Source organism: Cupriavidus sp. CPT47-8839-RL05A, from assembly GCF_058792255.1.
In genome coordinates, this window is sequence record NZ_JBYTEG010000011.1 from 88,526 (window position 1) to 114,568 (window position 26,043).

Sequence of the window (26,043 nt, forward strand, 5' to 3'; positions counted from 1 at the left end):
ACGACCATCCGTCCCGTACGTCATACGGGCCGCTGGGATGACTCTAGGCGAAAAGCGATGGCCGTGCGTGGACGGCTAGCGGTCGTTGCGGATCGGACCGAATTCGGCCGGCACCCATGCATACCCGGCCGCATCGCGGCGCACATGGCCAAGGCCCGGGAAGGGCATATGCGCGCCCCCCACCCACAGCCGGCCCTTGGCGGCATCGGCCAGGATGCGCTGGCGCGTGATCACGGCCTGTTTGCTGTCCACGTCAAACTCGATCGCCACTTGCGGGCGGCGGAACTGCACCGCATGGCTGTGCACGATGTCGCCCCACAGCAGCAGGCTGTCCTTGCCCGAGGTGAACAGGTAGCCACTGTGGCCCGGAGTATGGCCATTGGCCGGCACCGCGCGCACACCGGGAACGGGCTCGACACCGGCGCCGCCGTTGAAGGGCCGGAAGCGCTGCGCCGCCTGATACGGCGCGACCGCGGCGCGCGCCATGGCGAACAGGCCCTGCGCCTCCTTCGGCGCGGCGGCGGCATTGGCTTCGCTGAGCCAGTAGTCGGCATCGGCCTTGTCGACATAGACGGTTGCGTTCGGGAACGCCGCCTTGCCGTTGGCGGCCAGGCCGCAGGCGTGGTCGCCGTGCAGGTGGGTCAGCAGCACGGTGTCGATCTGTTCCGGCGCGTAGCCCGCCGCGCGCAGGTTTTCGCCGATGCGCCCGAGCGTGGGCCCGAAGCAGGCAGCCGCGCCCGTATCGACCAGCACCAGGTGGCTGCCGGTATGGATCAGGTAGGCGTTGACCGCGGTCTGCATGCCCGGCGTCGATTCGACGAACATCCGCGCCAGCAGGCTCTGCACCTCGCGCGCGCTGGTGTACTTGAGGATCTTCGGGTCCAGGTCGATGTAGCCGTCATAGAGCGCCGTGACCTCGAGCTGGCCGACCATCATGCGGTAGTAGCCCGGCACCTGGGTCTTCTGCTGCGCCGGCGGCGTGGCGGTCTGCGCAGTGGCGATGGCGGGAAGCACGGCGGCCCCCATGGTGACGGCGATGGCGGCACGCAATACGGCCTGGCGCAGCCCCGGGCGACGGCCCGGCTGTAAGGTTGCATGGCACACCACGGACTGCTGCTTCATATCCTGTTCCTGTTCTGGTTGGTATTGTCGAGGAGTAGGCCGGAGCGGCAAGGCCGCGCGGCCAGGCATATCTTAGCCGGCCCTTGCCCATCAAGGCCGCAAGCACCAAAGCGTACCTACTTCTGCGTAAAAAACGGGGCCGTTTGGCCCCGTCTTCCATGCATGGGAGCTTGCGCTGCCCTGCGTTCACTCCGGCTGGATATTCGCCGCCTTGATGATGCGCCCCCACTTGCCGGACTCTTGCAACTGGAACTTCGCCAGCTCCGCGGGCGTGCTGGTGAACACCTCGGTGCCGGTCGACTTGTAGAAGCCGGCCGCGGTATCGCCGCGCGCGGCCTTGACCATCATCGCATTGAGCTTCGCCACCACCGGCTGCGGCGTGCCGGCGGGCGCATAGGCCGCGAACCAGTAGCTCATCTCGTAGCCCTTGACGCCGGCCTCGTCGATGGTGGGCACGTCCGGCGCCAGCGGCGAGCGCGCCTTGCCCGACACCCCCAGCGCGCGCAGCTTGCCGCTCTTGACCTGCGGCAGGCCGGTGGCCGTGTCCGTGATCATCATCTGGATCTGGTTGCCGAGCAGGTCGGTGATGGCCAGCGGGTTGCTCTTGTACGGCACGTGCAGCAACTCCACATGCGCCATCTGCTGGAACAGCTCGCCGGCAATGCGCGACGACGAGCTGCCGCTGCCGAAGCTGAGCTTGCCCGGCTGCTGTTTTGCCAGCGCGATGAACTCGCCCACGGTCTTGGCCGGCACCTGCGGGTTGACCACCATGATCTGGCCGCCGCGGCCCAGCGCGGTGATCGGCGCGTAGTCCTTGACCGGGTCGTAGGGCAGCTTCTTGAACAGGTGCTCGTTGGCCGCATGCGTGGTGTTGGTGCTGATCAGCACGGTGTAGCCGTCCGGCGCGGCCTTGGCCACGTCCGACGCGGCGATGAAGCCATTGGCGCCCGGCTTGTTGTCGACCACCACGGTGACCTTGCTGTCCACGGTAATGGCCTGGCCGATGGCACGCGCCAGCTGGTCGGTGGCGCTGCCGGCGGCGAACGGCACCACGAAGCGGATCGGCTTGTCCGGGAACTCGGCCCAGGCCTGCCCCGCGGGCAGGACCAGCGCAACCGCGGCAACGGCCAGTGGCTTGAGAAATGGGTACATCATGGTCTCCTGGTGAAATCGTTGTTGGTGTGAAGCGATGGATCAGTGGCTATCCGCGGTGCCGGACGCGAGCCGAGGCGGCACCGGGATCTCAAGCTGCAGCAGGCGGAACGACAGCGCCTTGCCGTGCGTGTCGAGGTTGAGCGCGTCGTTGACGCCGCCATCGAGCACGCCGTCGAGGACGAAGTTCATCGCCTGCAGCGACGGCACCAGGTAGCGCGTGACAGCCGTGGGCCGGCGCTCGCGGAACAGCGCGCGCACGGCGTCCTCGGTCACGTGCTCGACCAGGTGGTCGTAGTCGCGCGCGTCGTAGGCGATCACGCTGATGTTGGAACGGTTGCCCTTGTCGCCGGTGCGGCCGTGGGCGAACTGGTAGAGCGCGGCAGTGTCAGTCATGGTCGGACCTCTTCAGGCAATGAAGGAATGCGTGGCCGTCACGGCCTCGCGCGGCACCAGGCACGACACCGCATTCAGGCGCGCGCGCTGCGCGGTGCGCACGCCGCCGCCGCCGGCCGGGCCGCAGGTATAGAGCGCATTGACCTCGCGCTGCAGGGCCTGCGCCACCGCCAGGTCGTGATGCGCCAACGCGGCGCGCAGGCGCACGTCCTGCGCCGCTTGCTCATGCGGCTGGCGCTGGGCGAACATGGCGCCGCCATCGTCGGCCAGCACGCTGAGCACGCCGATCAGGTCGAAGCGGATGGGTGCCTCATGGCCCAGCAACTGCATGCGCCGGCGCAGGATGTCGGCGGCCAGCCGCGCGCGGGCGGCGGCATTGGGGCCGGCGTACGAGATCTCGCCCTCGGCCAGCCAGCCGCCGTGGCTGAACACATTGGCCTTGAGCTGCGCCGGGCGGGGATGGCCGCGCACATTGCGCACCGCCACGCGGTCGGGGGCCAGTTGCGTGACCGTGACCGTACCAATATCTGCGACCACGTCGGGCGTCAGGTAAGCGGCCGGATCGTGGACCTCGTACAGCAGCTGCTCCTTGACCGTGCGCAGGTCGACGCAGCCGCCGGTGCCGGCGGCCTTGAAGATCTCGATGCCGCCGTCCTCGGCCAGCTGCGCGATCGGGAAGCCCACCGCATGCACATCGGGTACGTCCTTCATGCCGGGATCGGCAAAGTAGCCGCCGCAGACCTGCGCCCCGCATTCGAGCAGGTGGCCGGCCATGGTCGCGGCGGCCAGCCGGTCCCAGTCGTCCCACGACCAGCCAAAGTGCGCCATCGCCGGCCCCACTGCCAGCGCCGGATCGGCCACGCGTCCGCACACCACCACCTGGGCGCCGGCAGTGATCGCCTCGGCGATGCCCTGTGCTCCGATATAGGCGTTGGCGCAGACGAAGCGATCGGCGTCAAATGCATCGCCAAGAATGCCCTGCAAGCGCGCGCGCCCCGTATCGTCGGACAAGTCATCGCCCTCCACGACTGCAACGCGCGGCGCGGGCAGGCCCAGTTCCTGCGCCAGCTGCAGCACGCGCCGCGCCGCGGCGCGCGGATTGGCGGCGCCGAAATTGCCGACGATGGGAATGCGGTGTTGCAGGCACAGGCCCAGCACCGGCTCCAGCAGCGCATCGAGCAGCGGCTCGTAGCCCTGTGCGGGATCGTTGCGCCGCGCCAGCTGCGCCAGCGCCAGCGTGCGCTCGGCCAGGGTCTCGAAGATCAGCGCGGCCGGCTGGCCGGAGGCAATCAGCGTGCGCACCACCGGCAGCGCGGCATCGGTGCGGTCGCCGGAGAAGCCGGCGCCGGAGCCGATCAGCAAGGGAGCAGTCATGGTCGGGGGCAGGTTGTTGGTGGGGTCGCCCCCATTCTAGGGCGGGTACGTTCAGCCAAAAAACGGATTATTTGGATTAATCTATCGATTTAGTGGATAAATCCGCCCGGCCCATGAACCTCTCGGTCAAGCACCTGCGCGCCTTCGTGGCGCTGGCCACCTACCGCAACTTCACGCGCGCGGCGCGCGCCTGCCACCTGTCGCAATCGGCCTTCAGCGCGCTGGTGCAGACGCTGGAGGAACAGGCCGGCAGCCGGCTGTTCGAACGCACCACGCGGCATGTGGAGCTGAGCAGCGACGGCGTGCGCTTCGAGCAGACCGCGCGCCGGCTGCTGGCTGATTTCGAAACCGCGTTCGAGGACCTGCGCGCGCACGCCGAGCGGCGCAAGGGGCGGGTGTCGATCGCGGCGCTGCCGTCGCTGGCCGGCGGCGACTTGCCGCCGCTGCTGGCGCAGTTCCGCGCGCTTTATCCGGGCATCGCGCTGGAGCTGTTCGACCAGCTCGCCGACGGCTGCATCGAACTGGTCCGCCAGGGCCGCGCCGACTTTGCACTGGCCCCGGCACCGGCCGAGGACGAAGACCTGCGCGTGGAGCCGCTGGTGCGCGACACCTTCCACCTGGTGTGCCCGGCGGACCATGCGCTGGCGCGCAAGCGCCGCATCACGCCGCAGATGCTGGCGGGCCTGCCGTTTATCCAGCTGTCGCGCACGACCAGCGTGCGCCAGCACCTGGACGCCGCGCTGCATCCGTTGCGCCTGACCAGCGTGATGGAGGTGGAGCACCTGGCAACGGTGGCGGCGCTGGTGCAGGCGGGGCTGGGCGTGAGCGCGGTGCCGTCGCTGGCGCTGTTTCAGTTCCGGCGCGAGGGGCTGGCGATCCGGCCGCTGCAGCTGCCGTCGCTGGTGCGCGATATCTGCCTGGTGCGGCTCAAGGACCGCGGCGACTCGGCCGCGGCAGCCGCGATGATCGACTGCCTGCAGGCGTTCTACCGCGGCGGCAAGCCGCCCGCGCGGCGCTGAAAACCCGGCAGGAGCGGCACGCAGAATTGGGTACGCTTTGCTGCCGATGGCGCCTCAGAAGTGCCCGAGATAGCCGCCGTCCACGGCCAGCACCTGCCCGGTGACATAGGATGCGGCCGGCGACGCCAGGAACACCACCGCCCCCGCCACTTCCTCCGGCTGGCCCCAGCGGCCCAGCGAGGTGCGCTGGCGCAGCCACTCGGCCACGCTCTCGTCCTCGACCATGGGCTGGTTGGGCTCGGTAGCGAAGTAGCCCGGGGCGATCGCATTGACGGTGACGCCGTGCCGCCCCAGGTCGGCCGCCATGGCGCGCGTGAGCGCATCCAGGCCGCCCTTGGTGGCGGGGTAGAGCACGTCGCCGGCACGCGCGACCTGGCCCGCGATCGAGCTCACATTGACGATGCGCCCGTAATCGCCGCCGCGCATGCGCTGCGCGGCGAGCCGGCACAGCGCGTAGGGCGCCACCAGGTTGGTCTCGAGCATGGCGCGCAGGTCGCCGGCATCGAGCTGCGCCATGGTGCTGCGGTTGCGCGCGCCGGCGTTGTTGACGAGGATGTCGAGCCGGCCATGGGCGGCGTCGATGCGGTCGAACGCGGCCGCCACGGCGGCTTCATCGGTGATATCGAGCACCAGCGCCTCGGCGCTGCCGCCGCGCGCGGCCAGCGCGGCGACGGCCGCTTGCACGCGCTGCGCATTGCGCGCCACCACCAGCACATGGGCGCCGGCGTCGGCCAGCCCGGCGGCAATCGCCAGGCCCAGGCCCTGCGCGCCGCCGGTCACCAGCGCCACGCGGCCGTGCAGCGAGAACGGGGTACGGGAATCGGGGGAGGGGGTAGGAGTAGCCATGCGGGGGACTATACCGCAGCCCCCCTGCCCGCGGCTTTCAGCGGATCAGCTTGCCGGTGGACGAGACGATCGACATTTCCACGAACGACGAGCCGGTATGGCGCTCGGCGCTGTAGCTGATCAGGATGCCGCCAAGGTCGTAGTCGCGCATGCCTTCCAGCGCCGTGACCAGGCGCTCGCGCGTCAGGTCGGGGCCGGCGCGGCGCAGCCCTTCGACCAGCACCTTGGCCGACATGAAGCCCTCCATGCCGGCGTTGGACGGCTCCACACCCTGCTGCTTGGCCAGGCTGCGGTATTCGCTGGCCAGCGTCATCTGGCTGGAGTTGGTGCCCGGCACCACCTGCGTGATGATCAGCCCGCGCGCATCGTCGCCCAGTTCACGGATAAAGGAATCGGCCGCGTTGTTGGACAGCGTGACGAACTGTGCCTCGCTGCCCGCGCGGCGCAGTTCGCGGATGATGCGCGCCGCCTCGGAGCCCGAGCCGATCACCAGTACCGCCTGAGGGTTGGCCTTGTTCATGGCGGCCACGCTCTGGGTGATATCGCCCATGGGCCGTGCGAAGCTCGCCGTCGCCGCCGGCTGCACCCCACGCGCCTGCAGCGCGGCGCTGTAGCCTTCGAGCACGTCCCGGCCAAAGCCGTCGTTGGCGTAGAAGATGCCGATGCGGCTCATGCCCGAGGTGGCCAGGTGGTTGATCGCGCGCGCCACCTCGTCCTGGTACTTGGCGCGCACGTTGAACACGTAGCGGTTGACCGGCCGGTGCAGCGTGATGGCGCCTGTCAGCGGCGCCACCAGCGGCACCTTCTGCGCGGCGATGATGGGCAGGATGCTTTCGTTCTGCGGCGTGCCGCGCACCATGAAGAGCGCGAACACCTTGTCCTCGTCGATCAGCTTGCGCACATTGTCGGGGGTGCGCTTGGCATCGAAGCCGTCATCGTGGGTCACCAGCTCGATGCGCCGCCCGGCCACGCCGCCGCTGGCGTTGATGGTGCGCAGGTACACCTGCGCGCCGGCGATCTGCTCCTTGACCGAACCGGCCACCGGACCGGTGACGCCGGCCGACTGGCCGATGCGGATGGTGTTGCGGGTCACGCCCGGTTCCGCCAGGGCCGTCTGCGCGGCCCATCCCAGCGTGGCGGCCAGCATGCCGCACGCGATCCATTTCGCTTTCATTGTCTCGACCCCTTGCGCCTGTCCGGCTGGCTTCATCGTTTTATTGCGGCACGGTATGCACGGCCGTGCGCCGTCACGCAAGTTACCGCATGCGTCTCATGGGGGCAAACCGGGAAAGTTCGGGGTGTTGCAGCAGCCTCACACCGGAACCGCGCAGGCAGTTCCGGTGCGAGCCGGGGCGCGCCAAAGGATGCGCGTCAAGGCGCGCCGCAAGGGCGCGCGCAAAGAGATGCGACAGCGCTGGACGACAACCAGCGGCGATAAGCCGGTGGCTTAGGGGAAAGCCGGTACAGCCGGGTCCATCCCCGCAAAGCTGGCTTCCGGATGCGCGTTCGCGAGCAGGGTTTCGATTTCCTCGACACGGCCGCGCGGCACGTCGACCATCAGCAGGATCTTGCCGGCCTCGATGTCCTTTTCGAACGCACGCAGGCGGCTGTTGGGTGCCGAGCTGCCGATCATGCTCGAAGCCCACGCGCCAAACACCGCGCCCAGCACCGCCAGCACGCCGACGAGGCCCCACTGCGGGGTGTCGCTGACGATCGGGAACATCGCCACCACCACGCCGGCCACGACGCCCACGCCGCCGCCGACCATCAGGCCCATCTCGGCGGCATGCACGATGTCGGAAGTCTGGAACAGGTTGGCCTCATGCAGGCCGGTCATGTCGGAGCCGTCGCGCGCCACGAAGTGGATGTGGCGGTTCTCGAGCCGGGCAAGCAGCAGGTCGTCCATGGTGCGACGGGCACTCGCCAGGTCGGGCAACAACCAGAAGATGCGTTTGCGCATGTCTCTCTCCTTTTTCAGGCCGCACCGCCGGTGAGTTTGAACCTGGTCAGAAAGTACCGCTGGCGGCGCGGGGTTATTTCTTTGTACGCCGTTCAAGGGGCCAGCGCAAGGCGCGTTTCCGTGCCTGCGCACCCTCGCCGCGGATGTGATGCGCACGTGCCCCCGCACATGCGGGGCACGCGTCACGTCAGGCGGAAATGCGCAGAAAAGCGCGTCAGAAAGTGATCGGCAGGCGCAGGTTCACCTGCAGGTCGGGGGTGTCGCGCGTCAGCCCCGCACCCACTGAAAGGTTCACCGTGTAGCGGTTGTTGAAGCGGTACGAATAGCCCACCAGCAAGGTGCCCTGGGTCACGCGCACCGAGCCCGGCACGGTCTGGCCGTTTTGCTTGGTCGGCCAGATGATGGCCTGGTCATAGCCGATGCTGAACGACGCCTTCTCATTGAGCGACAGGCCCATGCCGAAGCTGAACTCGAAGATGTCGCCCGGGGCGATCTTGCCGAGATTCTCCTTCTCGCCGTTCAGCACGGTACGGCTCACATTGTCGCGCGCAAAGTTGTGCAGGTAGCTGAAGGTGCCGAAGAACACCGCCGGGTCGGTCGGCAGCAGCCAGGTGATGCCGGGCTGGAGCGCCTGGAAGCCGGTGCCGGTGGGCAGCCCGAGCGGCAGGCCGGTGCCGGTGGCATTGCCCACGCAGCGCGTCACGCAATCGGTCACGACTTCGAACGGGTCCTTGCCGGTATTGGACTTGTAGCGCAGCCAGCCGACGAAGTACGGAATCTTCTCGTTGCCGTAGTTGAGCTGGTAGCGCACCGTCGCCTCGACGTCGCCGATGCCGCTGCCGCTCGCATTGAACACGCGGTCGACGGCCGTGCCGGTGAAGACCTCGCGGCTGACGGTCTGGCCCGATGAGTGCACGTAAGGCACCTTGGCTTCGATTTCCAGCCGCTTGGTCAGGCCGTAGCGAAACGCGACCGACGGAATGTAGGTCGAGGTCTTGACCTCGCGGACATCGACCAGGCCGATCAGGATGGCCGGGATGACCGTGTAGCCGACCAGCGCGACGCGGTTATTGGACGAATAGCCGTACTGGAAGCCGGGCTCGATCACCAGCTTGCCCTGGGCGGTCAGCACACCGGGCTGGTCGATGATCGGCGCGATCTCGGGCGGACGGCGGTCTTCCTCCGGCGGGCGGCCCACGGGTTCTTCCAGGGCCACGGTCTGCCGGTCGGCGGACTCGCCCGCCTGCGGACCCTGGGCCATGTCCTGCGGTGGCTGGAGAATGATCTGCTGCGGGTTGTTGACCGCGTTGGGCGCTGGCTGGGTGGCGCTGGCAGCGGCCGCCGCGGTGGCGGCGTTGGTGGCGTTGTCGGACGGCGACACGCCGGGCCCCGCGCGCTGGCCGCCGCGCTTGTTGGCCAGCACCTCGGTGCCGATCACGTTGCGCAGTTCGCGGATCACCGCCTCCTGTTCGGCCAGAGCCCGCTTCATGGCGTCGAGCTGGCTGGCCTGTTCGGCAAGCTCCTTCTGCAGTGCTTCCAGTCCGGCTGCGGGTGGTCCCGCATCCGGCGGCGTTTGGGCCTGCGCCAGGCCGCCGAGCAACAGTAACGTCGAGCATCCCGCATTGCGAATGCCCTGCATCGACCGCTTCTTCATGACGTCTTCCTCCCCCGGGACGGCAGACTGTTCTTGCAGGAGCCTGCGACCTGTACTGCCCGATGCCTCGCTACGACTACCTCATGCTTGCGGCCCGCATCAGCGCGTTGTTCAGCGTGGTGTTGGCCAACTGCGACCGGAATGCCTGCAGCGTATTTACGCTTGCGTCGATTGTCATCAGGCTCCGGATGCTCTGGTTGTTCAAGGTGTTCTGGATCACGGTCGTTGGCGTCCCCGCCAGCGATCCCACCGATGCCGCATTGCCCGGGCCGTTCTGGATCACGTTCAGCAGCCCGTTGCTCACGACCTGACCGGTGGCCGTATTCACCACCGCCGCCGGCAAGCCGGCCGCACCGCTGGCGCCCGAACCGACCCCGGGCGTGCCGGTGCTGCTGGCCGAGGCGCCATTGGCCGCCGAGGTGGCGCTCCCATCCGAACCGGCCGCGCCCGCCGCCGCCAGCGCGTTGGCGACCGCCGTATTGGTGCTGGCAACGATGGCCGGGCCCAGCGTCGAGGCAAGCCGCGCGGCCTGGTCGGCAGTGATGCGGCTGACATCGGGGATGTTAATGCTGGTGGCAACCACCAGGGCGCCGTTGATGTACACCGCGCGTTCGATACCGAACGAAACCTGCAGGCCCGGCATCTCGAAGCCGCCCCGCATGTCGTCGAGCTTTTCGTGTGCAACCGGTTTCCAGCCGGCCATGCTGCCGCGTGCGGCAGCCAGAGGGTTTTGGTCCTGCCCGTCGCTCGAGGGCATGGCCCCCTGCGATGGAAGCGCCGACGCGTCGACCGCGTCGGGCTGTGGCAGCATGGTGGCCTGTGCCGTGCCGGCACAGGCCAAACCGGCGCCGAGCAGCATCGCCGCGGCCGCATGACCGGCGCTGCGAGGGGCTGCTGGGGTCGGGAAGGAAGTCTGCAACATGATGCGTTCCTCAAAAATCGCCCGCGCCATGCTTGGGCATGACGGTGAAGAACAGGCTATCCCGGTTGACTCCCATCCAGTAAGGACCGCTCGGCGCAACGCGCCAGTCGGCTGCAAGGTTGAACCGCGCCCGTTCGGTGCGGTTATGGATCACGAACAGCAGCTGGCTGTCCCAGATCTGCTCGAAATGCTCGCGTGACATCGCGCGCGTGCCGCGTGCGGGATCGCCGATCAGCACGCGGTCGCCCTTCACGCCCTTGACCACCACGAAATGGTGGTAGCCGTTCTCCACAATCAGCACGATGGCCGGCACCTGCGTCTCTTCCAGCTTGGACAGTGGCAGCTCGTAGCCGTCGGCCTCATAGCCGAGCGCGGCCAGGAAGCGCTTCATGTCGAGCAGCGAGAACCCCTCGGCGCGGATCTTCTGCTGGTCGCCGTTGAGGTACATGTTCTGGAAGACCGTGGCCTCGTTCATCGGATGGCCGTACTGGTAGCTCAGCAGCGTGGCCACCGCGGCCGAGCCGCAGCTGAAGTCGAACTGCTGCCGGATCGTGGACTTGAAGCGCGCCTCGCGCACGCTCGTGACCCGGACGCTGTAGGGCTCGCCGACCGGCCCGTATATCAGGGTGTCGGCAGCCTGGGCACATGGAACGCCCCCCGCGGCCAGCAAGAACGGTACAGACGCCAACAGGTTTCGCAGCGGCTTCATTGCTTGAACTGGACGTTGACGATAGTGGCGTTCTGGATCAGTACGTTGGAGCCCGAGTTCTGGATCGCGGTGGGAATCCCTGCCGCATTCGAGAAGGCCCCGTCCGCGATGTTGTTGGTGCCGGACAGAATATTGACCGCGGCGTTGTCGGCCACGGTACCGTGCAGGCGCATATCGTTGACCGTGACTTCGGCGCCGCCACGAATGTCATCCAGTTTAGACACGGGTACGGCTTTCGCCACCCCTCCGAACAAGGAAGTTGCGGCCGCCGGCTGCGCGGTGGTTGCAGCCGTGTCCGGGGCTGTGCCAGAGGCAGCGCGCGCCGCTGCCATGGCGGCGTCCAGCCCTGGCGGCTCAGCGTGCGCCTGCAGCACTGGCCAGGCGAGTAAGACCGTCGCGAATGCGCCGACGGCGAAGCGGACCGATTGCATGATGTCGTCTCCCCTTGCCTGCCGGCCGCCCCCATCCGGGCGGCTGCAAGGCAATCAGGCTTGCTTGGGGCATGACAGGGCCCGCGCGCCCGCACACAGGATGCGGGCGCCGGTCCTGCCGGCATGAGTGCGAGCTGCCGGTCTGGCCCGGGCACAAGTCCCGGGCCGGACCGTGGCTGCACGCCTTACCGGTTGCCGCCGACCTGCAGGTTGGCCTGAACGTTCACGCTTTGCTGCACGAGCGAGGCAGCGCCGCTGTTCTGGTTGGCCATCATGATGCCCGCCGCCGTCTGACCAACGCTGGTCATGGTGTTGGACATATTGAAGGTGCCCGCGTCAACAATGTTGTAGCCGCCATTACCGCCAGCGCCGCCGACTGCGCCGTTGCCGGTGCCGCCAGTGCCGCCATTGCCAGTGCCGCCCGCGCCGCCGGCGCCGCCGGTAGCACCCACCGCACCGTTGCCAGCCGTGGAGCTGCCATTGGAGGCCGAGCTCGTTGCGCTGCCGTTCGTAGCCGAACCGCCAGCACCGCCCGCGCCGCCAACGCTGGCTTGCGTGCCGCCCGCGCCGCCGGTGCCGCTTGCCGCGCCCGCCGTTGCCGTCGAGGTCGCCGCGCCGCCGGCGCCACCGGCACCGCCGGTGCCGCTGCCGGCACCGCCGTTCGCGCCTGCAGCTGCCGTTCCGGCACCGCCCGCACCGCCACTCGCGGTACCTGCGCCGCCCGAACCGGTGCCTGCGCCAGCCGTGTTGGTACCGGCCGCTGCGCCGCCTGCGCCGCCCGCGCCGCCAGTGGTAGTGTCGCCACCCGCACCATTGGCATTGCCGCTGCTGCCACCCGAGCCGCCGGCCGAACCTGCCAAGCCGCCCAGGGCGCCGCTGGCACCCAGGCCACCACCGCCGATCGCGCCGGCACTGCCGCCGCGGCCGCCGGCGCCGAGCGATGCGCTCAGAGCGCCGCCGCCCTTGCCATAAGCATCGCCGCCGCTGCCGCCCTTGCTGCCCGCTGCGGAGAGCGCGCTGCCGCCATATGCCTTGCCGTCACCGCCACTGCCGGCCCAGCCAATCGCCTTGCCGCCGGCACCGCCATTACCAGCCGTGGCGCTGCCGTTGGTGGCGTCGCCATTGGTGGCGCTACCGTTGGTAGCGCTGCCACCGGAGCCGCCGCTGCCGCCGTTACCGCCGTTGCCGCCATTGCCGCCGCGCCCGCCTTCGCCGGTACCGCCAAAGCCATTGCCGCCCCGGCCACCGGCTGCACCATTCGCGTTACCCCAGTTGGTGGCGTAATTGCCGATCGGGCCAATGCTGTTGTTGGAAACCGTCCCATTCAGCTTGCTGATCGCCAGTGCCTTGCTGGTGTTGAAGGCGTTGCTGACGCTGGAGGTTGCGCTGCCACCGTTGGAGCCCGCGTTGCCTACGCCATGGTCAAAGTCGATCCTGCTCCTGTTGTTCGAGTTGGTCGTGGTCTTGGTCTTGTTGACGCCAACCGTGGTGGTCCTGGTGTTGGTGCTGCTGTCATTGGCCTGGACTGCGGTCGAATATTCGTTTGCCGCCGCGCCGCTGCCACCCTGCGTCGAGGTCGCTGTGGCGGTTTGCGTGTTGTCGCCGCCACCTCTTACCACGTCGTTGTTATTGGTCGGATTTGCCCAGGCCTGTCCCGCAAATGCCATGGCGATAGCCGACGCCAGTAAGGTCTTTTTCATACGAAGCTCCCAGGAGAATTGCACAGTGTCACAGCGGCTCAGCCTCCGGCCGGCGCTCTTGCGAGGAACGACGGCTGGAGGTTCAGGTCCGGCACCCAGCCAAACCAGACTCCCCCTGCGCATAATCGGTGCCAGCTGCGCCACCTGCGGTGCCAACTCCTTGTATTACAAGGCCTGCCCGGCACTCTGGCGGGAACTTTCCGCGGCTTTGCGCGACGCCTGCCGGCCTCGCCCCTGTGCACGGCAGACGACATGTCACACCGCTGTGACACGGCCACTCCCGGCCTACCTGAGGGGGCTCCGGGGTGGTCGGAAAACGCTTTACTTTTCAGGGTCTTATGCAGGCAGCCAGGATTTGCCCGAGGCGCGGCCTTACGTATCGGGACTGAAACACGGCATCGAGGGTGCCGTCGTCGCCGCCCGTGTGAGGTATCTCCCCATTGCCGCGGCGGCGCCCCGATGTCCTGTTCTCGCCGCACGGCACAACCCGCTCCACCGCACCGGCGTTGTCCTTCCCGGCAAGGCATGCAGCGGCGCCGGACCGACTTCACCCGTGCTGGCGCAACCCGCCAAGGGGTCTCGGCGCAGACGAGATGCATCGCTGCAACACTGCGCCGGCGCAGTTGTCCCGCAAGCGCCACTGCGGCTATCCATGCTAGGCTCTATGTCTGATTTAAAGTACATTAGAGGCATTACAGACTTGTCATCTCTCCGCAAGGGAAACCATGAGTGAAGCCGTCGTTCCCCTGTATCACCAGATTTACGTGGTATTGCGCCAGCAGATCGTGGAAGGCCGCTTCGGCCAGGGCCCTTTGCCGGGCGAGATCGACCTGGCCAAGCAGTTCCATGCCTCGCGCGTGACCATGCGGCGCGTATTCGACCGCCTGGTGCAAGAAGGCCTGGTGCGCCGCCACCGCGGGCTTGGCACCTTCGTCAATCCGCATCCGGTGCGCCCGGCGACGGCGGCCGGCGAGGAACGCGGCACCAGCCTGCTCGACAACATCATCGACATGGGCCAGAAGACGTCGGTGAAGGTGATCTCGATCGACGAAGTCCATGCCACGCCCGATGTGGCCGAATCGCTGCAGATCGAGCCGGGCGATCCGGTGGTGAAGATCGTGCGCGTGCGCCACTACCGCAACCGCCCGCTGTCGCATATCACGGTCTACCTGCCCGCCGACCTGGGCCGGCCGATCACGCGCCAGTCCCTGGAAGAGCAGCCGGTGCTGCGGCTGCTGGAGGCCGGCGGCGTGAAGCTGGGCCGTGCCAGCCAGGTGCTGTCCGCGCGCCTGGCCGACGTGGTGGTGGCGCCGCTGCTGGACGTGCCGGTAGGCGGCGCGCTGCTGGCGGTGCGCCGCGTGGTCAAGGACGCGGCCGGGCGCCCGGTCCAGTTGCTGCTCGGCCAGTACCGACCGGACCGCTATGAGTACCGCATGGAGTTGTCGCCGGCCGGCGTCGACAGCGCCAACGTCTGGGTGGAAAGCGAAACCCGCCCGGGCCTGCGCGACTGACCCCGCGGACCGCCGCCGACTTCCCGCAGGCGGCGCTACAAGGGATGCGCCAGGTAACGTTCCGAGCGATACTGCGCATCTCTGATCACATCAAGCGAGGAGCCGTCGCCATGCCAGTGTTCCGCCTGGTCCCGTCCAGCCCGACCCGTCTGCCTTCGATCCCCCGCCGCGCCGCGGTGCAGCGCCTGGCCATGGGCAGCCTGGCCGCGTGCGCGCTGGCCCTGCCGCTGTCCGCCGCGGCCCAGGGGCAACCCCAGGTGGCCGGCGGCAAGCCGATCCGGATCCTGGTGGGCGCGCCCGCCGGCGGCACCACCGACACGCTGGCGCGCACCATCGCCCAGGAAATGTCCCAGGAGCTCGGCCAGCCGGTGGTGGTCGAGAACCGCCCTGGCGCCGGCGGCAATATCGCCGCCGACCTGGTCGCCAAGAGTTCGCCGGACGGCAGCACGCTGCTGATGAGCTTCACCAGCCACACCATCAACGCCACCCTGTACAAGAAGCTGCCGTTCGACCCGGTGCAGGACTTCACCCCGATCACGCTGGTGGCCACCGTGCCGAGCGTGCTGGTGGCCACGCCAAAGCTGTCGGCCAGCAATGTGCCCGAGCTGATCCGCCTGGCGCGTTCCGAACCGGGCAAGCTGAACTTTGCCATCGGCTCGGTGGGCTCGTCGCTGCACATGGCCGGCGACATGTTCAAGATGATGACCGGCACCTACATCGTCAACATTCCGTACAAGGGCACCTCGCCCGCGCTCACCGACGTGCTGGCGGGCCAGTGCGACCTGATGTTCGCCAGCACCATCAACGTGCTGCCGCATGTGCGCGCGGGCAAGCTCAAGGTGCTGGGCGTGACCAGCCCCGCGCCGCTGCCGCAGTTCCCGGGCGCGGCGCCGATCGGCGCCACCGTGAAGGGCTTCGAGTCGAGCGCATGGTTCGGCCTGTTCGGTCCGGCCGGCATGCCGCACGAAGTCACGCAGGCGCTGTATCACGCCGCGCGCAAGGGGCTGGAAACGCCCGCGGTGCGCAAGCGCCTGGAGAACGACGGCGCGCAGCCGATGGGCACGCCGCCCGACGCCTTCGCCGCGTTCGTGAAGCAGGACGTCAGGCGCTGGGCCGCCGTGGTCAAGTATTCGGGAGCCTCGCCGGAATGAGCCACACCCCCGCCACGCTGGCGCAGAAGCTGGTGGCGCGCGCCGCCGGGCTGGCGCATGCGGAGATCGGCACGATCGTGATCTGCCGGGTCGACCTGGCGATGTCGCACGACTCCAGCGGCCCGCGCCGCGTGGCCCCGCTATTGGAAGAGCTTGGCACCGGGGTCTGGGACCCGTCGCGCTACGTGGTGGTGACCGACCATTTCGTGCCGGGCGGCGATGCCCAGGCCGAGTCGATCCTGCGCTTCACGCGCGACTGGACGCGCCAGTCCGGCGCCCATTTCATCGACGCCGAAGGCATCTGCCATGTGGTGCTGCCGGAGCGCGGCCATGTGCTGCCGGGCCGCCTGATTGTCGGCGGCGACAGCCACAGCCCCACCGGCGGCGCCTTCGGCGCCTATATGTTCGGCGTGGGCGCGACCGAGATGGCCGGCGTGCTGGCCACCGGCGAGATCTGGCTGCGCGTGCCCCATACCATCCGGCTGCAATGGGACGGCCAGCTTGCAGCGGGCGTCTGCGCCAAGGACATGATGCTGTTCCTGTGCGCCACGCTCGGCATGGGCGGCGGCCGCTATGAGGCGCTGGAGTACACCGGCAGCGCCGTCGCCGCGCTGCCGATGCAGGAGCGCATGACGCTGGCCAACATGAGCGCCGAGCTGGGCGCGCAGACAGGCCTGGTGGCGCCCGACGCGGTCACGCTCGGCTGGCTGGCCGAGGCCGGCGTGCCGGCGCAGACGCTGGCCGCGATCGACCTGGCCCACTGGCGCACGGACCCCGATGCGCCGGTGCTGGCCACCCACCGCTTCGACGCCGCGGCACTGGTGCCGCAGGTGGCGGCGCCGCACTCTCCGGCCAACAGCGCGCCGGTAGACCAGGCCGCCGGCGAGCCCGTGCAGATCGCCTACCTGGGTGCCTGCACCGGCGCCAAGCTGGAAGACCTGCGCATGGCCGCGCGCGTGCTGCGCGGGCGCCGCGTGGCGGCGGGCGTGACACTGCAGGTGGCGCCGGCCTCGCGCCGCGACCAGCTGCTGGCCGAGCAGGAGGGCACGCTTGGCATCCTGACCGACGCCGGCGCCACGCTGCTGCCCAACGCCTGCGGCGCCTGCGCCGGCTATGGCGCGGCGCGCTTCCCGGACGGCAGCCGCGCGATTGCGTCGACGGCGCGCAACTTCTCCGGGCGCATGGGCGACGCCGGCAGCGCGGTGTGGCTGGGCTCGCCGATGACCGTGGCCGCCAGCGCCGTCACCGGCCGCATTACCGATCCGCGCACCCTGCTGGAGTAACGCTGCGGGCCTGACTTCGTACCCGCCTGGCGGGACAGACTTCTTGCATGACCTCTGCTATCGCCCCCGATCCCACTGGCCGCCTCTGGCGCTTCGGCGACAACATCGACACCGATGCCATGGCCCCCGCCGTGCTGATGAAATCGCCGCTGCCCGTGCTGGCCCGGCATTGCCTGGCCTCGCTGCGCCCGGAGTTCCCCGGCAGCGTGCAAGCCGGCGACGTGCTGGTGGCGGGTGCCAACTTCGGCATCGGCTCCTCGCGCGAGCAGGCGCCGCAGGCGCTGCGCGCGCTGGGCGTGGGCGCCGTGGTGGCGCAGTCCTTCGGCGGGCTGTTCTATCGCAATGCCATCAACCTGGGCCTGCCGGTGCTGGTCTGCGCCGACACCAGCCGCCTGGCCGACGGCGCGCACGCGGTGCTGGACCTGGCGACGGCACAGCTGCGCCTGGACGACGGCAGCCTGGTCGCGTGCGAGCCCATCCCCGACTTCCTGCGGGCGATCCTGGCCGCCGGCGGGCTGGTGCCGCACCTGAAGGCGCGCCTGGGCAAGGGCTGAGCGAACCTCAGCGCGCAGGCGGCGGCGCCGCCGCGCGCAGCAGGGCCAGCGCCTCTTCATCGCTGGTCTGGGAGAAATCCAGGTAGAAGGCGCCAACCGCGCCGAAGCTGGGGGGCGTGTTCAGGCAGATCACCTCGTCGGCCGCGGCCGACAGGCTGGCCAGCCCCTGCTCCGACCCCACCGGCGTGGCCGCCACCACCCGCGCCGCCCCGGCCATGCGCACGCCTTCAAGCGCGGCGCGCATGGTGGCGCCGGTGGCCACGCCGTCATCGACCACGATCACCGTGCGCCCGGCGCGCTCTGGCACCGGCGCACCGCCGCGATAGCGCCGCTGGCGCCGCGCGATCTCGTCGAGCTGGCGGCCGCGCTCGGCATCGAAGCTGCCGCTTTCCACGGCGCGGCGCGCCCAGGGATCGTCATTGACCACGGTGTGCGGGCCGCCGCCGCCGGCATCGCCCTCCACCACCGCGCCCAGCGCCAGCTCGGGATAGCCGGCAGCGCCGATCTTGCGCACCAGCAGCACGTCCAGCTGCGCGTCGAGCGCGCGCGCCACCTCGAACGCCACCGGCACCCCGCCGCGCGGCAGCGCCAGCACCAGCGCGGGCTGGCCCAGTTGTGCGGCGCCAAAACCCAGTTCGGCCAGGCGGCGGCCCAGGTACTGGCCAGCCTCGCGGCGATCGGTAAAGCATGGAGGCAACGACATGGCACGCTCCGGAAGGTCAGCGGCACTCAGGCCCGCACTGCCCGCAAAGCAAGCGGCGCAGGCAACCCTCAGCCAATATAGACCCTGCCGCGGACGGCGTTGGCGCAAGTCGCCGGCGGCAGCCGGGCGCGCGCAACGCCGGGCAAGTCGCCCCGATTGGGCGCGATTGCGCAACAGTGTGTTCAGGCTGGGGCGGCTGACTGCGCCGCGCTGCAGCATTAGGATGGCTGCACGCGTTGACAACGCCGATCCGCAGTTGCCGGGTGCAGTGCCCGGCCCTTGAGAATGAGCCTGACATGACTTCGCCATCCAACACCCGCGCCGAGCTTGCGCGCTCCGACCACCAGTCCGCCCCCGAAGCCGGCCCCCTGGCCGCGCCCGACATCCCGTTCGGCTCACTGGAAGCCGCGGCGATGGCCGAGCTGCCCTACACCTTCCGCCCGGCCGGCACCTGCACCCGCTACTACAACGAGTTCTTCGGCTGATCCGCGGGCGGCGCGCCCGACCCCATCACGGTCTCGCATAGCGCGGCCAGCCGCGCGGCCATGTCGCGCGCCGCGGCCGGCAGGTCCGGCTGCGCGTGCAGGCTGAGCTCGACGTCGGGCACCGCGGCGGGCCAGCCGCCGTCCTCCAGCACCTGGTGCTGAGCCGTGGCCAGGCGCCGCGGCAGCAGGGTAACGCCCAGGCCGTCGGCCACCGCGGCCAGGATGCTGGCCAGGCTGGCACTGACAAAGGCCACACGCCAGCGCCGTCCGCCGGCGTCGAGCGCGTGCGTCATCTCGCCGCGGTACAGCCCGCCCACCGGAAACGCCACTAGCGGCACCGGGTCGCGCGCCACCGCCGGACGGCTGCGGCTGTCGATCCAGCACAGCGGCTCGGGCCAGCTGGCCAGCCCCGGCGCCTGCCCGACCCGCTGCTTGACCAGCACCAGGTCCAGTTCCCGGTCCTGGAAGCGCTGCCACAGCTCATGGCTCATGCCACTGGTCACCTCCAGCCGCATGCCAGGCCAGTCATCGGCAAACCCGGCCAGCACCGGCGTCAGCGGCCGCGCGGCAAAGTCCTCGGGCACGCCGATGCGGATCTCGCCCTGGCCGGCGCTCTGGCGCAGCTGCCCCACCGCCTCGGCCATCAGCTGCTGCAGGCGGCGCGCGTAGCCCAGCAGGCGCTCGCCCTCGGGCGTGGTGGTGACGTAGCGGCCGCCGCGGTCCAGCAGCACGCAGCCGAGCTGGTCTTCCAGCCGGCGCACCTGCTGGCTGACCGTTGACTGGGTCAGGTGCACGCGCTGCGCGGCGCGGGTAAAGCTGCCGCTTTCCGCCACGGCGACAAAGCTCTGCAGCAGCACGGGATCGAGGCGAGGGTCCTGCATGGCCGGTTATCCATTGGTTTTTCCACTGCCGGCGATTTCATCATTTAATTTCCCAATTACCAAGCCCCGGCGTACAGTTGGCACGCTGCCCCGGCCCGCGCCCTGCGGCCACCGGGAACGCCCCTCAAAAGACCCATGCCGCCCTGCTCGCGAGCATGCACTCACTTTTTTGCCAACCATGACCACTCACCAGGAATTCATGCGCGAGGCGGTTCGCCTTGCCGCGGCCAACCGTGACCGTGGCGCGCGCCCCTTCGGCGCCGTGCTGGTGCTCGACGGCGAGGCCGTCGCCACCGGCGTCAACGACATCGTCCACAGCCACGACCCCACCACCCATGCCGAGATGGAGGCGGTGCGCGCCGCCGCGCGCAAGCTGGGCCGCCCCGATCTGCGCGGCAGCGTGGTCTACGCCAGCGGCCACCCCTGCCCGATGTGCCTGGCGGCGATGACCATGGCCGGCGTGCAGGCGGTCTACTACGCCTTCGACAACCACGATGCCGCGCCCTACGGCATGTCGAGCGAGGCCGCCTACCAGGCGCTGCGCCTGTCGCTGAACCCGCCGCCGCTGCCGCTCACGCGGGTGGCGGTCGATCTCTCTGCGGCGCAGCTCTACGGCCCGCGCGCGCCCCGTGGCTGAGGGCGCGCGCGGCGCCACCCCGCGCTGGCTGGTGCTGGCCGCGGTCGCCGGCATCGGCCTGAACCTGCGGCCGTTCCTGACCGCGGTGGGGCCGCTGGCCCCGGCCATCCGCAGCGGCACCGGCCTCAGCTACCAGGGCATGGCCTGGCTGACCTTGCTGCCGATGCTGCTGATGGGCGTGGGCGCGTTCTTCGGGCCGGCCATCCGCGAGCGGCTGGGTGCGCGCACCGCGGTGCTTGGCGCGCTGGCCTTGCTCGGTGCCGGCTGCGCGCTGCGGCTGGGCGTGGCGGACGGCACCTGGCTGATCGCCTCGGCCGCGCTGTGCGGGCTGGGCGTGGCCGTGGTGCAGGCCGCCTGCCCGGGCCTGGTCAAGCAGGAATTCCCGGGGCGCGTGGCGCCGGTGATGGGGCTGTACTCCGCCGCGCTGATGGGCGGCGGCGCGCTCGGCGCGCAGCTGTCGCCCGACGTGACGGCACTGGCCGGCAGCTGGCGCGATGCGCTGGCGCTGTGGGCCGTGCCTGCGCTGGCAGCATTGGCGCTGGCCTGGGTGGCACTGCCGCGCGCCGCGGCGCGCGGCCCCGGGGTGCCGGCAAGCCGCCCGGCGAGGGCAACGCGCGCGCTGTTGCGGCGTCCGCGCACCTGGCTGCTGATGGCCTGCTTTGGCGTGATGAACGGCGGCTATGCGTCGCTGGTGGCGTGGCTCGCGCCGTTCTACCAGGACCACGGCTGGAGCGCTTCGGCGAGCGGGTCGCTGGTGGCGCTGATGGCGGTGGCGCAGGCCGCCGCGGCGCTGCTGCTGCCGCTGCTGGCCGCGCGCAGCCTGGACCGCCGCGCCTGGATGGCGCTGGCGCTGGCCATGCAGGTGGCGGGCTTCGGCGGACTGGCGCTGTGGCCCGATGCCGCGCCGCACGCGTGGGCCGTGATCGGCGGCGCCGGCCTCGGTGGCTGCTTTGCCTTGTACCTGGTGGTGGCACTGGACCACCTGCCGGACCCCGACAGCGCCGGCGCGCTGAGCGCCCTGATGCAAGGCGGCGGCTTCCTGCTGGCGTCGCTGGCGCCCTGGATCACCGCCATACTGCACGAACGCACCGGCGGCTTCGCCGCGGGCTGGTGGTACCACCTGGCCTGCGCCGCGCTGGTGGGCGTGCTGACCATGCGCCTGGACCCGACGCGCTATGGCGTGTCGCTTGCGCTGCCGCCGATGCGCGCAGTCGCTGCTCAGTAGGTCTTGTAGGGCAGGAACTTGCCCGACATCTCGATGCGCACCCGGTCCCCGTTGGGATCGGGCTCGCGCTGCAGGTCCATGCGGAAGTCGATCGCGCTCATGATGCCGTCGCCAAACTCTTCATGGATCAGCGCCTTGAACGTGGTGCCGTACACGCTGATGAGTTCGTAGAAGCGGTAGATCAGCGGATCGGCCGGCACCTGCGTCGGCAGCGAGCCCTTGTACGGCACCTCGCGCAGCCAGGGTTCGGCCTCGGGCGGCAGCCCGAACAGCTCCATCACCGCGCGCGCGCCGGCGGCGTCGAATGCCATCTGGCCCAGGCACGCCGCGGTTGTCCATTCCTTGCTGCGGCCGACGCGTTCGGCCACCTGCGCCCAGGCAATGCCGCGGGTGACCTTGGCTTCGATGATGAGGTCGGTGACGTCGCTGCGGTTCATGCTGACTCCATGACAGTGGTAGGTTGGATGGAACCACTCGGACTGCCGCGGCGGCAGGGTAGTCATACCACCCCGGCGTCAGCCCATGTCAGCGTGTCAGCGCGGGTTCGACGATGGCCGCGGCATCCGCAGGCGCCATCTCCTGCGGCAGCGCGAACAACGCCGCGGCGGGCGGCGACAGCCCCTGCAGCCATTGCAGGGCAAGCACGATGAGCATGACCGGCATGACGCCTCCTTCAAGCACACGAGGCCACTTCCGACTGGTATAGCCCATGGCGCAAGCTTCATGCCATTTCCGCCCCACCGATTTGCGCGACTGAACGCACCGTGATGGCGCCGTGATGCTGCCAGTGCCCCCCGCCGGTCCATGCCGAGGCATCGCGCACCATCGCGGCGTACCCGTTTCTGCGTGCCCGGCCAGGCCGCCCACAAAGGGTGCGGCGCCCGCTCCGGGGCCCGTTGCGTTGCGAGAATTATTTCCCGTGTAACGTCACATTACCTCCGCCCCGGCACGCGCAGGCCACGCCATGGGCCTGCCGCCATGCGCGCAACGCCTTGATACGCAAGGGCTTCCGGGATGCCGCGCGCCCGGGGCGGGCCTGCGCCAGCAGCACAAGCCCTTGTGAGACAGCCTTACAAGTGCAAGCACGCGCTGCGGGGTCGGCTCGCTACATTGAAGCCATGTCCAACGCGAACCCGCCAGGAGCCCATATGAAACGCGCCCTCTCGCTGCTGGTGCTGCTGTCCACCACGGCCGCACTGCTGTCCGCCTGCATCGTAGTGCCACCGCGGGGCGGCCCGCCGCCGCGCCACCACCACTACGACCGCTATTGACCGATCCAGCCGCTTCCAACTGCTTCCAACCGCCCCAAGGAGAATCCACATGAAACGCCAGCTCCTGCTTGCCGCAGCCGTCCTCGCCACGGGCGGCGCCTTCGGACTGACCGCCCCCGCCGAGGCCCATGCGGTGGCGGTCGCCCACGGCTATGGCCATCCGCCCCCGCCGCCGCGCTATGAACCGCACCCCGCCGCGCGCCGCGGCCAGGTCTGGGTGCCGGGCCACTGGACCGCCAGCGGCGGGCGCTACGACTGGCGCGCCGGCTACTGGAAGGCGCAGCGTCCAGGCTACCGTTATGTGCCCGAGCGCTGGGTGCGCGGCCCGCACGGCTGGGTCATGCGCCCCGGCCACTGGGCCCGCTGACGCCGCCGCGGGCGGACCTGCCGGCCGGCCCCGGGCCCGCCACGCTGTCCTCCCGGCAGGCGGTGGCAAGTCCGGTGCAGGCCGGCGCAGCCGGCGCCGCAGGGCTCATCCCGAGGTGGGAGACGTCTCTCATCCAGAAGCACTAGGCCATGCGCCCGACCTGCCTGAAAATCAGGCAGGCCTATTTCGAAAACACATATGAAAGCGGCGTTTCATGATTGGAGCAATCCGCCGCAGATATATTACCGATACCCCACCATGGGGTTAAGAACACTACTTACAGGGGGTGTAGATAATGCTATCTGTTTCAATGCTGCAACCAAATTAAATCCGGATGTCACATCCGTGAAACCTCCTGGACCCCGCGTCAGCGCGGCGTTTGCGGAACCTGGACCGGTGCGTTCGGATGATTTTTGAAAGGATTATGTATGTCCTTTCATTCCCACCCCCACTCGTCCCAGACCGGCCCGCTTGCATTCCATTCAACCAGCCCATAAGATGAATTTAAGCCGATTTAGGAGCGAGAATCTTTCGGGTTCGGGTTCGGGTCAACCTTCCAGCCACCGACAAGTTCCATCCAGAAGAACGGGACTGCCGGAGCATGGAAGCATGGGGGTCAGACAAGCAGCCAGTCGCCGCAGGTGACTGCTGTCCTGCAATGCCCTCCATACGCAAAGCGCCCCGCATTCCGCCCTCGAGTAACGGGGAGTGAAGTCAATGAACGCGTTGCTGATCGAGGAGCATCCACTGCTCCGGCTCGGGCTGTTGCAGATGCTCGAGAACATCCAGGAGTCTGCCCAGGTTGCCGCCATTGCGCCCGCGGACATCGCCAGGCTGGACACCCGGCACCACAACGCAGACCTGCTGGTATTCGGCATGCCCGCCGATGTGGGGTCTGGCTGGCCGCAGCTCGAACAGGCCCGCGAAGCACTGTCGCCGCAACGCATCCTGATCCTGGCAGACATCTTGCCATTGCATGTGCCCAACGCGGACAGCGCCCGCGGCGTCTGCGGCTGCCTGCCGAAATCCGCTTCGCTGGCGGTGATCGAGGCGGCCATCCGGCTGGCGGTGTCAGGCGTGCAGGGGCTGCTGTTCTCGGCCGAAACCGGCTCGATGCCGTCGGCGTCGCGTTCGGCCATGCCGGCCGTGCAGTCGCTGGCCTCGGCCGCGCCGCTTCCGCTGAACCCTGCGCACGCGCTCACAGGCGAGCAACTGTCGCTGGTGGCATGCGCCGGCACGCCCGGTGCCGCACGCACCACCGTGGCGGTGCGCGACCTCACCGGCCTGCGGCCGGGGCAGCCGCTGTCGGCCCCGGCTGCCACCAATGCAGCGCCGCTGGTCGAGGAAGAGCCCAGCTACGACGAAGCCGAAATGCTGAAGATCACGCCGCGCCAGTACGAGGTGCTGGTGCTGCTGGCACGCGGCTACCCGATCAAGACCGTCAGCCGCATGCTCAATATCTCGGTGGCAACGGTCAAGAGTCACGCCTGCACGCTGTACCAGCGCCTGAAGGTACGCAACAAGGGCGAGGCCGTCTATGCCGCGCTGCAACGTGGCGCGACGCTCGAGTGGGTCAGCGGCGATGAACGCTTCACGCGCGGCAGCACCGCGCGCCCTGTGGTTGCGTCCCGCACCGGCGAAGCCGCGTTCCAGGCCGCCAGCCCGGTGCTGTAGTTCAGGACCTTGCGCCGCGCCCGCACCAGACGGGCCGGCGCAGGTGTCTGCCATCTGCCGAACATTGGAGGGGTCACCATGCCGGCAAGCTCGTTCCTGCCCACCGTTTCGGTGTGCATCTACACGTGCGACCATCCCGAGCAGCTGCGGCACACGCTGCAATCGGTCGCTGATTCCACCATGCCGCCGCACCAGCTCATCGTCACCGACGACAGCAGCGGCTACGACACGCGCGAGATGATGCGCCGGGACTATCCGGACATCACCTACCTGGAAGGCCCGCGCCGTACCCCGGCGGCCAACCGCAACCGCGCTCTGTGCGCGGCCACCGGCTCGCATGTGCTGTTCCTGGATGATCAGACGCTGCTGGGTGCGACCTTTCTGCAGCAGATGGCCGAGTGTATTGCCGACGACCATATCCGCCGGGCCACCGCCGGCTGTGCGACGCCGCTCATCCTGACCGGGGCCGAACTCTGCCAGGGGCAGCGCTGCGATCCACGCAAGCCGGCCTTCCTCGGGTATCCGACGCAGAACTATCGCCATGGCGAGCGGTTGTGCACAGTGCTGCTGCGCAGCGCCGTGTTCCCGCGGGAACTGTTCGCGAGTGTGGTGTTTGACGAGCAATTGGCCGGAGGATATGACGAGCTCGAACTGTCTGGCTGCGCAGTACAGGAACACGGCTACCGCATCGAGATGGTCGCGACTGCTGTCAACCAACGCTTGCCGTCGCTGTCTGGAGGCCGGTCTTGCCCCGCCAGTGAAGCCTCTCGCCTGTTTGTGGCGTGCCGTCGCAATGGCCACGGCAGGCAACGTCCGTCCAAAGCCCTGTTCCTGCTGATGGCGCTTCCTCATGACCTTGGGCGCAATCTGCGCGCAGCAGGTCCGCACGGAATCCGCCTCTTCTACGCTACAGCGAGCTACCTGTGGTGGCTGCTGCGCAACCGTTATGCCGATGAGCGCTTGGGAACTGGGCCCGCTGCTGGCCTGCGCACGCCTGTGCCGCGCGAATAGCGCTA

General features: G+C 69.3%; 28 protein-coding genes. 12 read left to right on the forward strand and 16 right to left on the reverse strand.

Annotation, left to right across the window (positions count from 1 at the left end):
* Positions 1–75: 75 nt before the first annotated feature.
* The 4 genes from AC3WVS_RS15305 to AC3WVS_RS15320 form a co-directional block, all read right to left on the reverse strand.
* Positions 76–1,122 carry an MBL fold metallo-hydrolase gene (locus AC3WVS_RS15305; protein ID WP_492319335.1) on the reverse strand — a complete coding sequence of 349 codons (1,047 nt, stop codon included), beginning with the start codon at positions 1,120–1,122 and terminating at the stop codon, positions 76–78.
* A 186-nt stretch (positions 1,123–1,308) separates the two neighbouring features.
* Entirely contained in the window at positions 1,309–2,274 is a 966-nt protein-coding gene (locus AC3WVS_RS15310; protein WP_492319447.1) for a Bug family tripartite tricarboxylate transporter substrate binding protein, read from the reverse strand.
* A gap of 42 nt (positions 2,275–2,316) precedes the next feature.
* Positions 2,317–2,670, reverse strand: coding sequence for an AtuA-related protein (locus AC3WVS_RS15315; RefSeq protein ID WP_492319336.1), 354 nt, complete (start codon positions 2,668–2,670; stop codon positions 2,317–2,319).
* 12 nt (positions 2,671–2,682) lie between these two features.
* Entirely contained in the window at positions 2,683–4,044 is a 1,362-nt protein-coding gene (locus AC3WVS_RS15320) for an acyclic terpene utilization AtuA family protein (RefSeq protein ID WP_492319337.1), read from the reverse strand.
* A gap of 113 nt (positions 4,045–4,157) precedes the next feature.
* On the opposite strand from AC3WVS_RS15320, the gene AC3WVS_RS15325 reads away from it, so the two are divergent.
* The gene (locus AC3WVS_RS15325; RefSeq protein WP_492319338.1) at positions 4,158–5,063 is read left to right on the forward strand and encodes a LysR family transcriptional regulator; all 906 of its coding nucleotides are present in this window, start codon (positions 4,158–4,160) and stop codon (positions 5,061–5,063) included.
* A 54-nt stretch (positions 5,064–5,117) separates the two neighbouring features.
* Here AC3WVS_RS15325 and AC3WVS_RS15330 read toward each other — a convergent pair whose 3' ends face one another.
* The 8 genes from AC3WVS_RS15330 to AC3WVS_RS15365 all read right to left on the reverse strand — a co-directional run bounded on the left by AC3WVS_RS15330 (position 5,118) and on the right by AC3WVS_RS15365 (position 13,285).
* Positions 5,118–5,909, reverse strand: a complete 792-nt coding sequence (locus AC3WVS_RS15330; protein WP_492319339.1) for an SDR family oxidoreductase — start codon at positions 5,907–5,909, stop codon at positions 5,118–5,120.
* 37 nt (positions 5,910–5,946) lie between these two features.
* On the reverse strand, positions 5,947–7,083 hold the full coding sequence (locus tag AC3WVS_RS15335; protein WP_010810450.1) for an ABC transporter substrate-binding protein: 1,137 nt from the start codon (positions 7,081–7,083) through the stop codon (positions 5,947–5,949).
* A gap of 273 nt (positions 7,084–7,356) precedes the next feature.
* A complete protein-coding gene (locus AC3WVS_RS15340) occupies positions 7,357–7,869 on the reverse strand; it encodes a DUF1269 domain-containing protein (protein ID WP_492319340.1) in 513 nt (170 codons plus the stop codon).
* 214 nt (positions 7,870–8,083) lie between these two features.
* Positions 8,084–9,523 (reverse strand): acetate kinase, encoded by a 1,440-nt coding sequence (locus AC3WVS_RS15345; protein ID WP_492319341.1) that lies wholly within the window; start codon positions 9,521–9,523, stop codon positions 8,084–8,086.
* A 76-nt stretch (positions 9,524–9,599) separates the two neighbouring features.
* Entirely contained in the window at positions 9,600–10,445 is an 846-nt protein-coding gene (locus AC3WVS_RS15350; RefSeq protein WP_492319342.1) for a flagellin, read from the reverse strand.
* Positions 10,446–10,455: 10 nt separating this feature from the next.
* The gene (locus tag AC3WVS_RS15355; protein ID WP_492319343.1) at positions 10,456–11,154 is read right to left on the reverse strand and encodes a C39 family peptidase; all 699 of its coding nucleotides are present in this window, start codon (positions 11,152–11,154) and stop codon (positions 10,456–10,458) included.
* Complete coding sequence (locus AC3WVS_RS15360; protein WP_492319344.1) at positions 11,151–11,585, reverse strand: hypothetical protein; 435 nt, start codon at positions 11,583–11,585, stop codon at positions 11,151–11,153. Before AC3WVS_RS15360 ends, AC3WVS_RS15355 begins: the two co-directional genes overlap by 4 nt.
* A gap of 185 nt (positions 11,586–11,770) precedes the next feature.
* Complete coding sequence (locus AC3WVS_RS15365; RefSeq protein WP_492319448.1) at positions 11,771–13,285, reverse strand: hypothetical protein; 1,515 nt, start codon at positions 13,283–13,285, stop codon at positions 11,771–11,773.
* A gap of 725 nt (positions 13,286–14,010) precedes the next feature.
* On the opposite strand from AC3WVS_RS15365, the gene AC3WVS_RS15370 reads away from it, so the two are divergent.
* The 4 genes from AC3WVS_RS15370 to AC3WVS_RS15385 all read left to right on the forward strand — a co-directional run bounded on the left by AC3WVS_RS15370 (position 14,011) and on the right by AC3WVS_RS15385 (position 17,784).
* The gene (locus tag AC3WVS_RS15370) at positions 14,011–14,796 is read left to right on the forward strand and encodes a GntR family transcriptional regulator (RefSeq protein ID WP_492319345.1); all 786 of its coding nucleotides are present in this window, start codon (positions 14,011–14,013) and stop codon (positions 14,794–14,796) included.
* 110 nt (positions 14,797–14,906) lie between these two features.
* The gene (locus AC3WVS_RS15375) at positions 14,907–15,947 is read left to right on the forward strand and encodes a tripartite tricarboxylate transporter substrate binding protein (protein WP_492319346.1); all 1,041 of its coding nucleotides are present in this window, start codon (positions 14,907–14,909) and stop codon (positions 15,945–15,947) included.
* A complete protein-coding gene (locus AC3WVS_RS15380) occupies positions 15,944–17,230 on the forward strand; it encodes a 3-isopropylmalate dehydratase large subunit (RefSeq protein WP_492319347.1) in 1,287 nt (428 codons plus the stop codon). The genes AC3WVS_RS15375 and AC3WVS_RS15380 overlap by 4 nt, the downstream gene beginning before the upstream one ends.
* A 47-nt stretch (positions 17,231–17,277) precedes the next feature.
* On the forward strand, positions 17,278–17,784 hold the full coding sequence (locus AC3WVS_RS15385) for a LeuD/DmdB family oxidoreductase small subunit (RefSeq protein WP_492319348.1): 507 nt from the start codon (positions 17,278–17,280) through the stop codon (positions 17,782–17,784).
* Between the two features lie 7 nt (positions 17,785–17,791).
* Here the strand turns inward: AC3WVS_RS15385 and AC3WVS_RS15390 are convergent, their stop codons facing one another.
* Positions 17,792–18,487, reverse strand: a complete 696-nt coding sequence (locus AC3WVS_RS15390) for a phosphoribosyltransferase (RefSeq protein ID WP_011616326.1) — start codon at positions 18,485–18,487, stop codon at positions 17,792–17,794.
* A gap of 296 nt (positions 18,488–18,783) precedes the next feature.
* Between AC3WVS_RS15390 and AC3WVS_RS15395 the strand changes: the two genes are divergently transcribed.
* The gene (locus AC3WVS_RS15395; protein WP_492319349.1) at positions 18,784–18,972 is read left to right on the forward strand and encodes a hypothetical protein; all 189 of its coding nucleotides are present in this window, start codon (positions 18,784–18,786) and stop codon (positions 18,970–18,972) included.
* Here the strand turns inward: AC3WVS_RS15395 and AC3WVS_RS15400 are convergent.
* A complete protein-coding gene (locus tag AC3WVS_RS15400; protein ID WP_010811101.1) occupies positions 18,951–19,853 on the reverse strand; it encodes a LysR family transcriptional regulator in 903 nt (300 codons plus the stop codon). The genes AC3WVS_RS15395 and AC3WVS_RS15400 overlap by 22 nt on opposite strands.
* 178 nt (positions 19,854–20,031) lie before the next feature.
* Here AC3WVS_RS15400 and AC3WVS_RS15405 point away from each other — a divergent pair, with 178 nt between their 5' ends.
* On the forward strand, positions 20,032–20,490 hold the full coding sequence (locus AC3WVS_RS15405) for a nucleoside deaminase (protein ID WP_081225744.1): 459 nt from the start codon (positions 20,032–20,034) through the stop codon (positions 20,488–20,490).
* Positions 20,483–21,715: a cyanate transporter gene (locus AC3WVS_RS15410; RefSeq protein ID WP_492319350.1), complete on the forward strand. Its 1,233-nt coding sequence runs from the start codon at positions 20,483–20,485 to the stop codon at positions 21,713–21,715. The genes AC3WVS_RS15405 and AC3WVS_RS15410 overlap by 8 nt, the downstream gene beginning before the upstream one ends.
* Here AC3WVS_RS15410 and cynS read toward each other — a convergent pair.
* Both cynS and AC3WVS_RS15420 read right to left on the reverse strand, forming a co-directional pair.
* Positions 21,709–22,152, reverse strand: coding sequence for a cyanase (cynS, locus tag AC3WVS_RS15415; RefSeq protein WP_010811104.1), 444 nt, complete (start codon positions 22,150–22,152; stop codon positions 21,709–21,711). The two genes, AC3WVS_RS15410 and cynS, sit on opposite strands and share 7 nt — an antisense overlap.
* Before the next feature lie 88 nt (positions 22,153–22,240).
* Positions 22,241–22,378 (reverse strand): hypothetical protein, encoded by a 138-nt coding sequence (locus AC3WVS_RS15420; protein ID WP_010811105.1) that lies wholly within the window; start codon positions 22,376–22,378, stop codon positions 22,241–22,243.
* 485 nt (positions 22,379–22,863) lie between these two features.
* Here AC3WVS_RS15420 and AC3WVS_RS15425 point away from each other — a divergent pair, with 485 nt between their 5' ends.
* The 4 genes from AC3WVS_RS15425 (at position 22,864) to AC3WVS_RS15440 (ending at position 26,038) form a co-directional block, all read left to right on the forward strand.
* Positions 22,864–22,986: a hypothetical protein gene (locus tag AC3WVS_RS15425; RefSeq protein ID WP_010811106.1), complete on the forward strand. Its 123-nt coding sequence runs from the start codon at positions 22,864–22,866 to the stop codon at positions 22,984–22,986.
* A 49-nt stretch (positions 22,987–23,035) separates the two neighbouring features.
* Positions 23,036–23,353 (forward strand): hypothetical protein, encoded by a 318-nt coding sequence (locus tag AC3WVS_RS15430; protein WP_492319351.1) that lies wholly within the window; start codon positions 23,036–23,038, stop codon positions 23,351–23,353.
* Between the two features lie 717 nt (positions 23,354–24,070).
* Entirely contained in the window at positions 24,071–25,027 is a 957-nt protein-coding gene (locus AC3WVS_RS15435; protein ID WP_492319352.1) for a response regulator transcription factor, read from the forward strand.
* A gap of 78 nt (positions 25,028–25,105) precedes the next feature.
* Positions 25,106–26,038, forward strand: coding sequence for a glycosyltransferase family 2 protein (locus AC3WVS_RS15440; RefSeq protein WP_492319353.1), 933 nt, complete (start codon positions 25,106–25,108; stop codon positions 26,036–26,038).
* Positions 26,039–26,043: the final 5 nt, after the last annotated feature.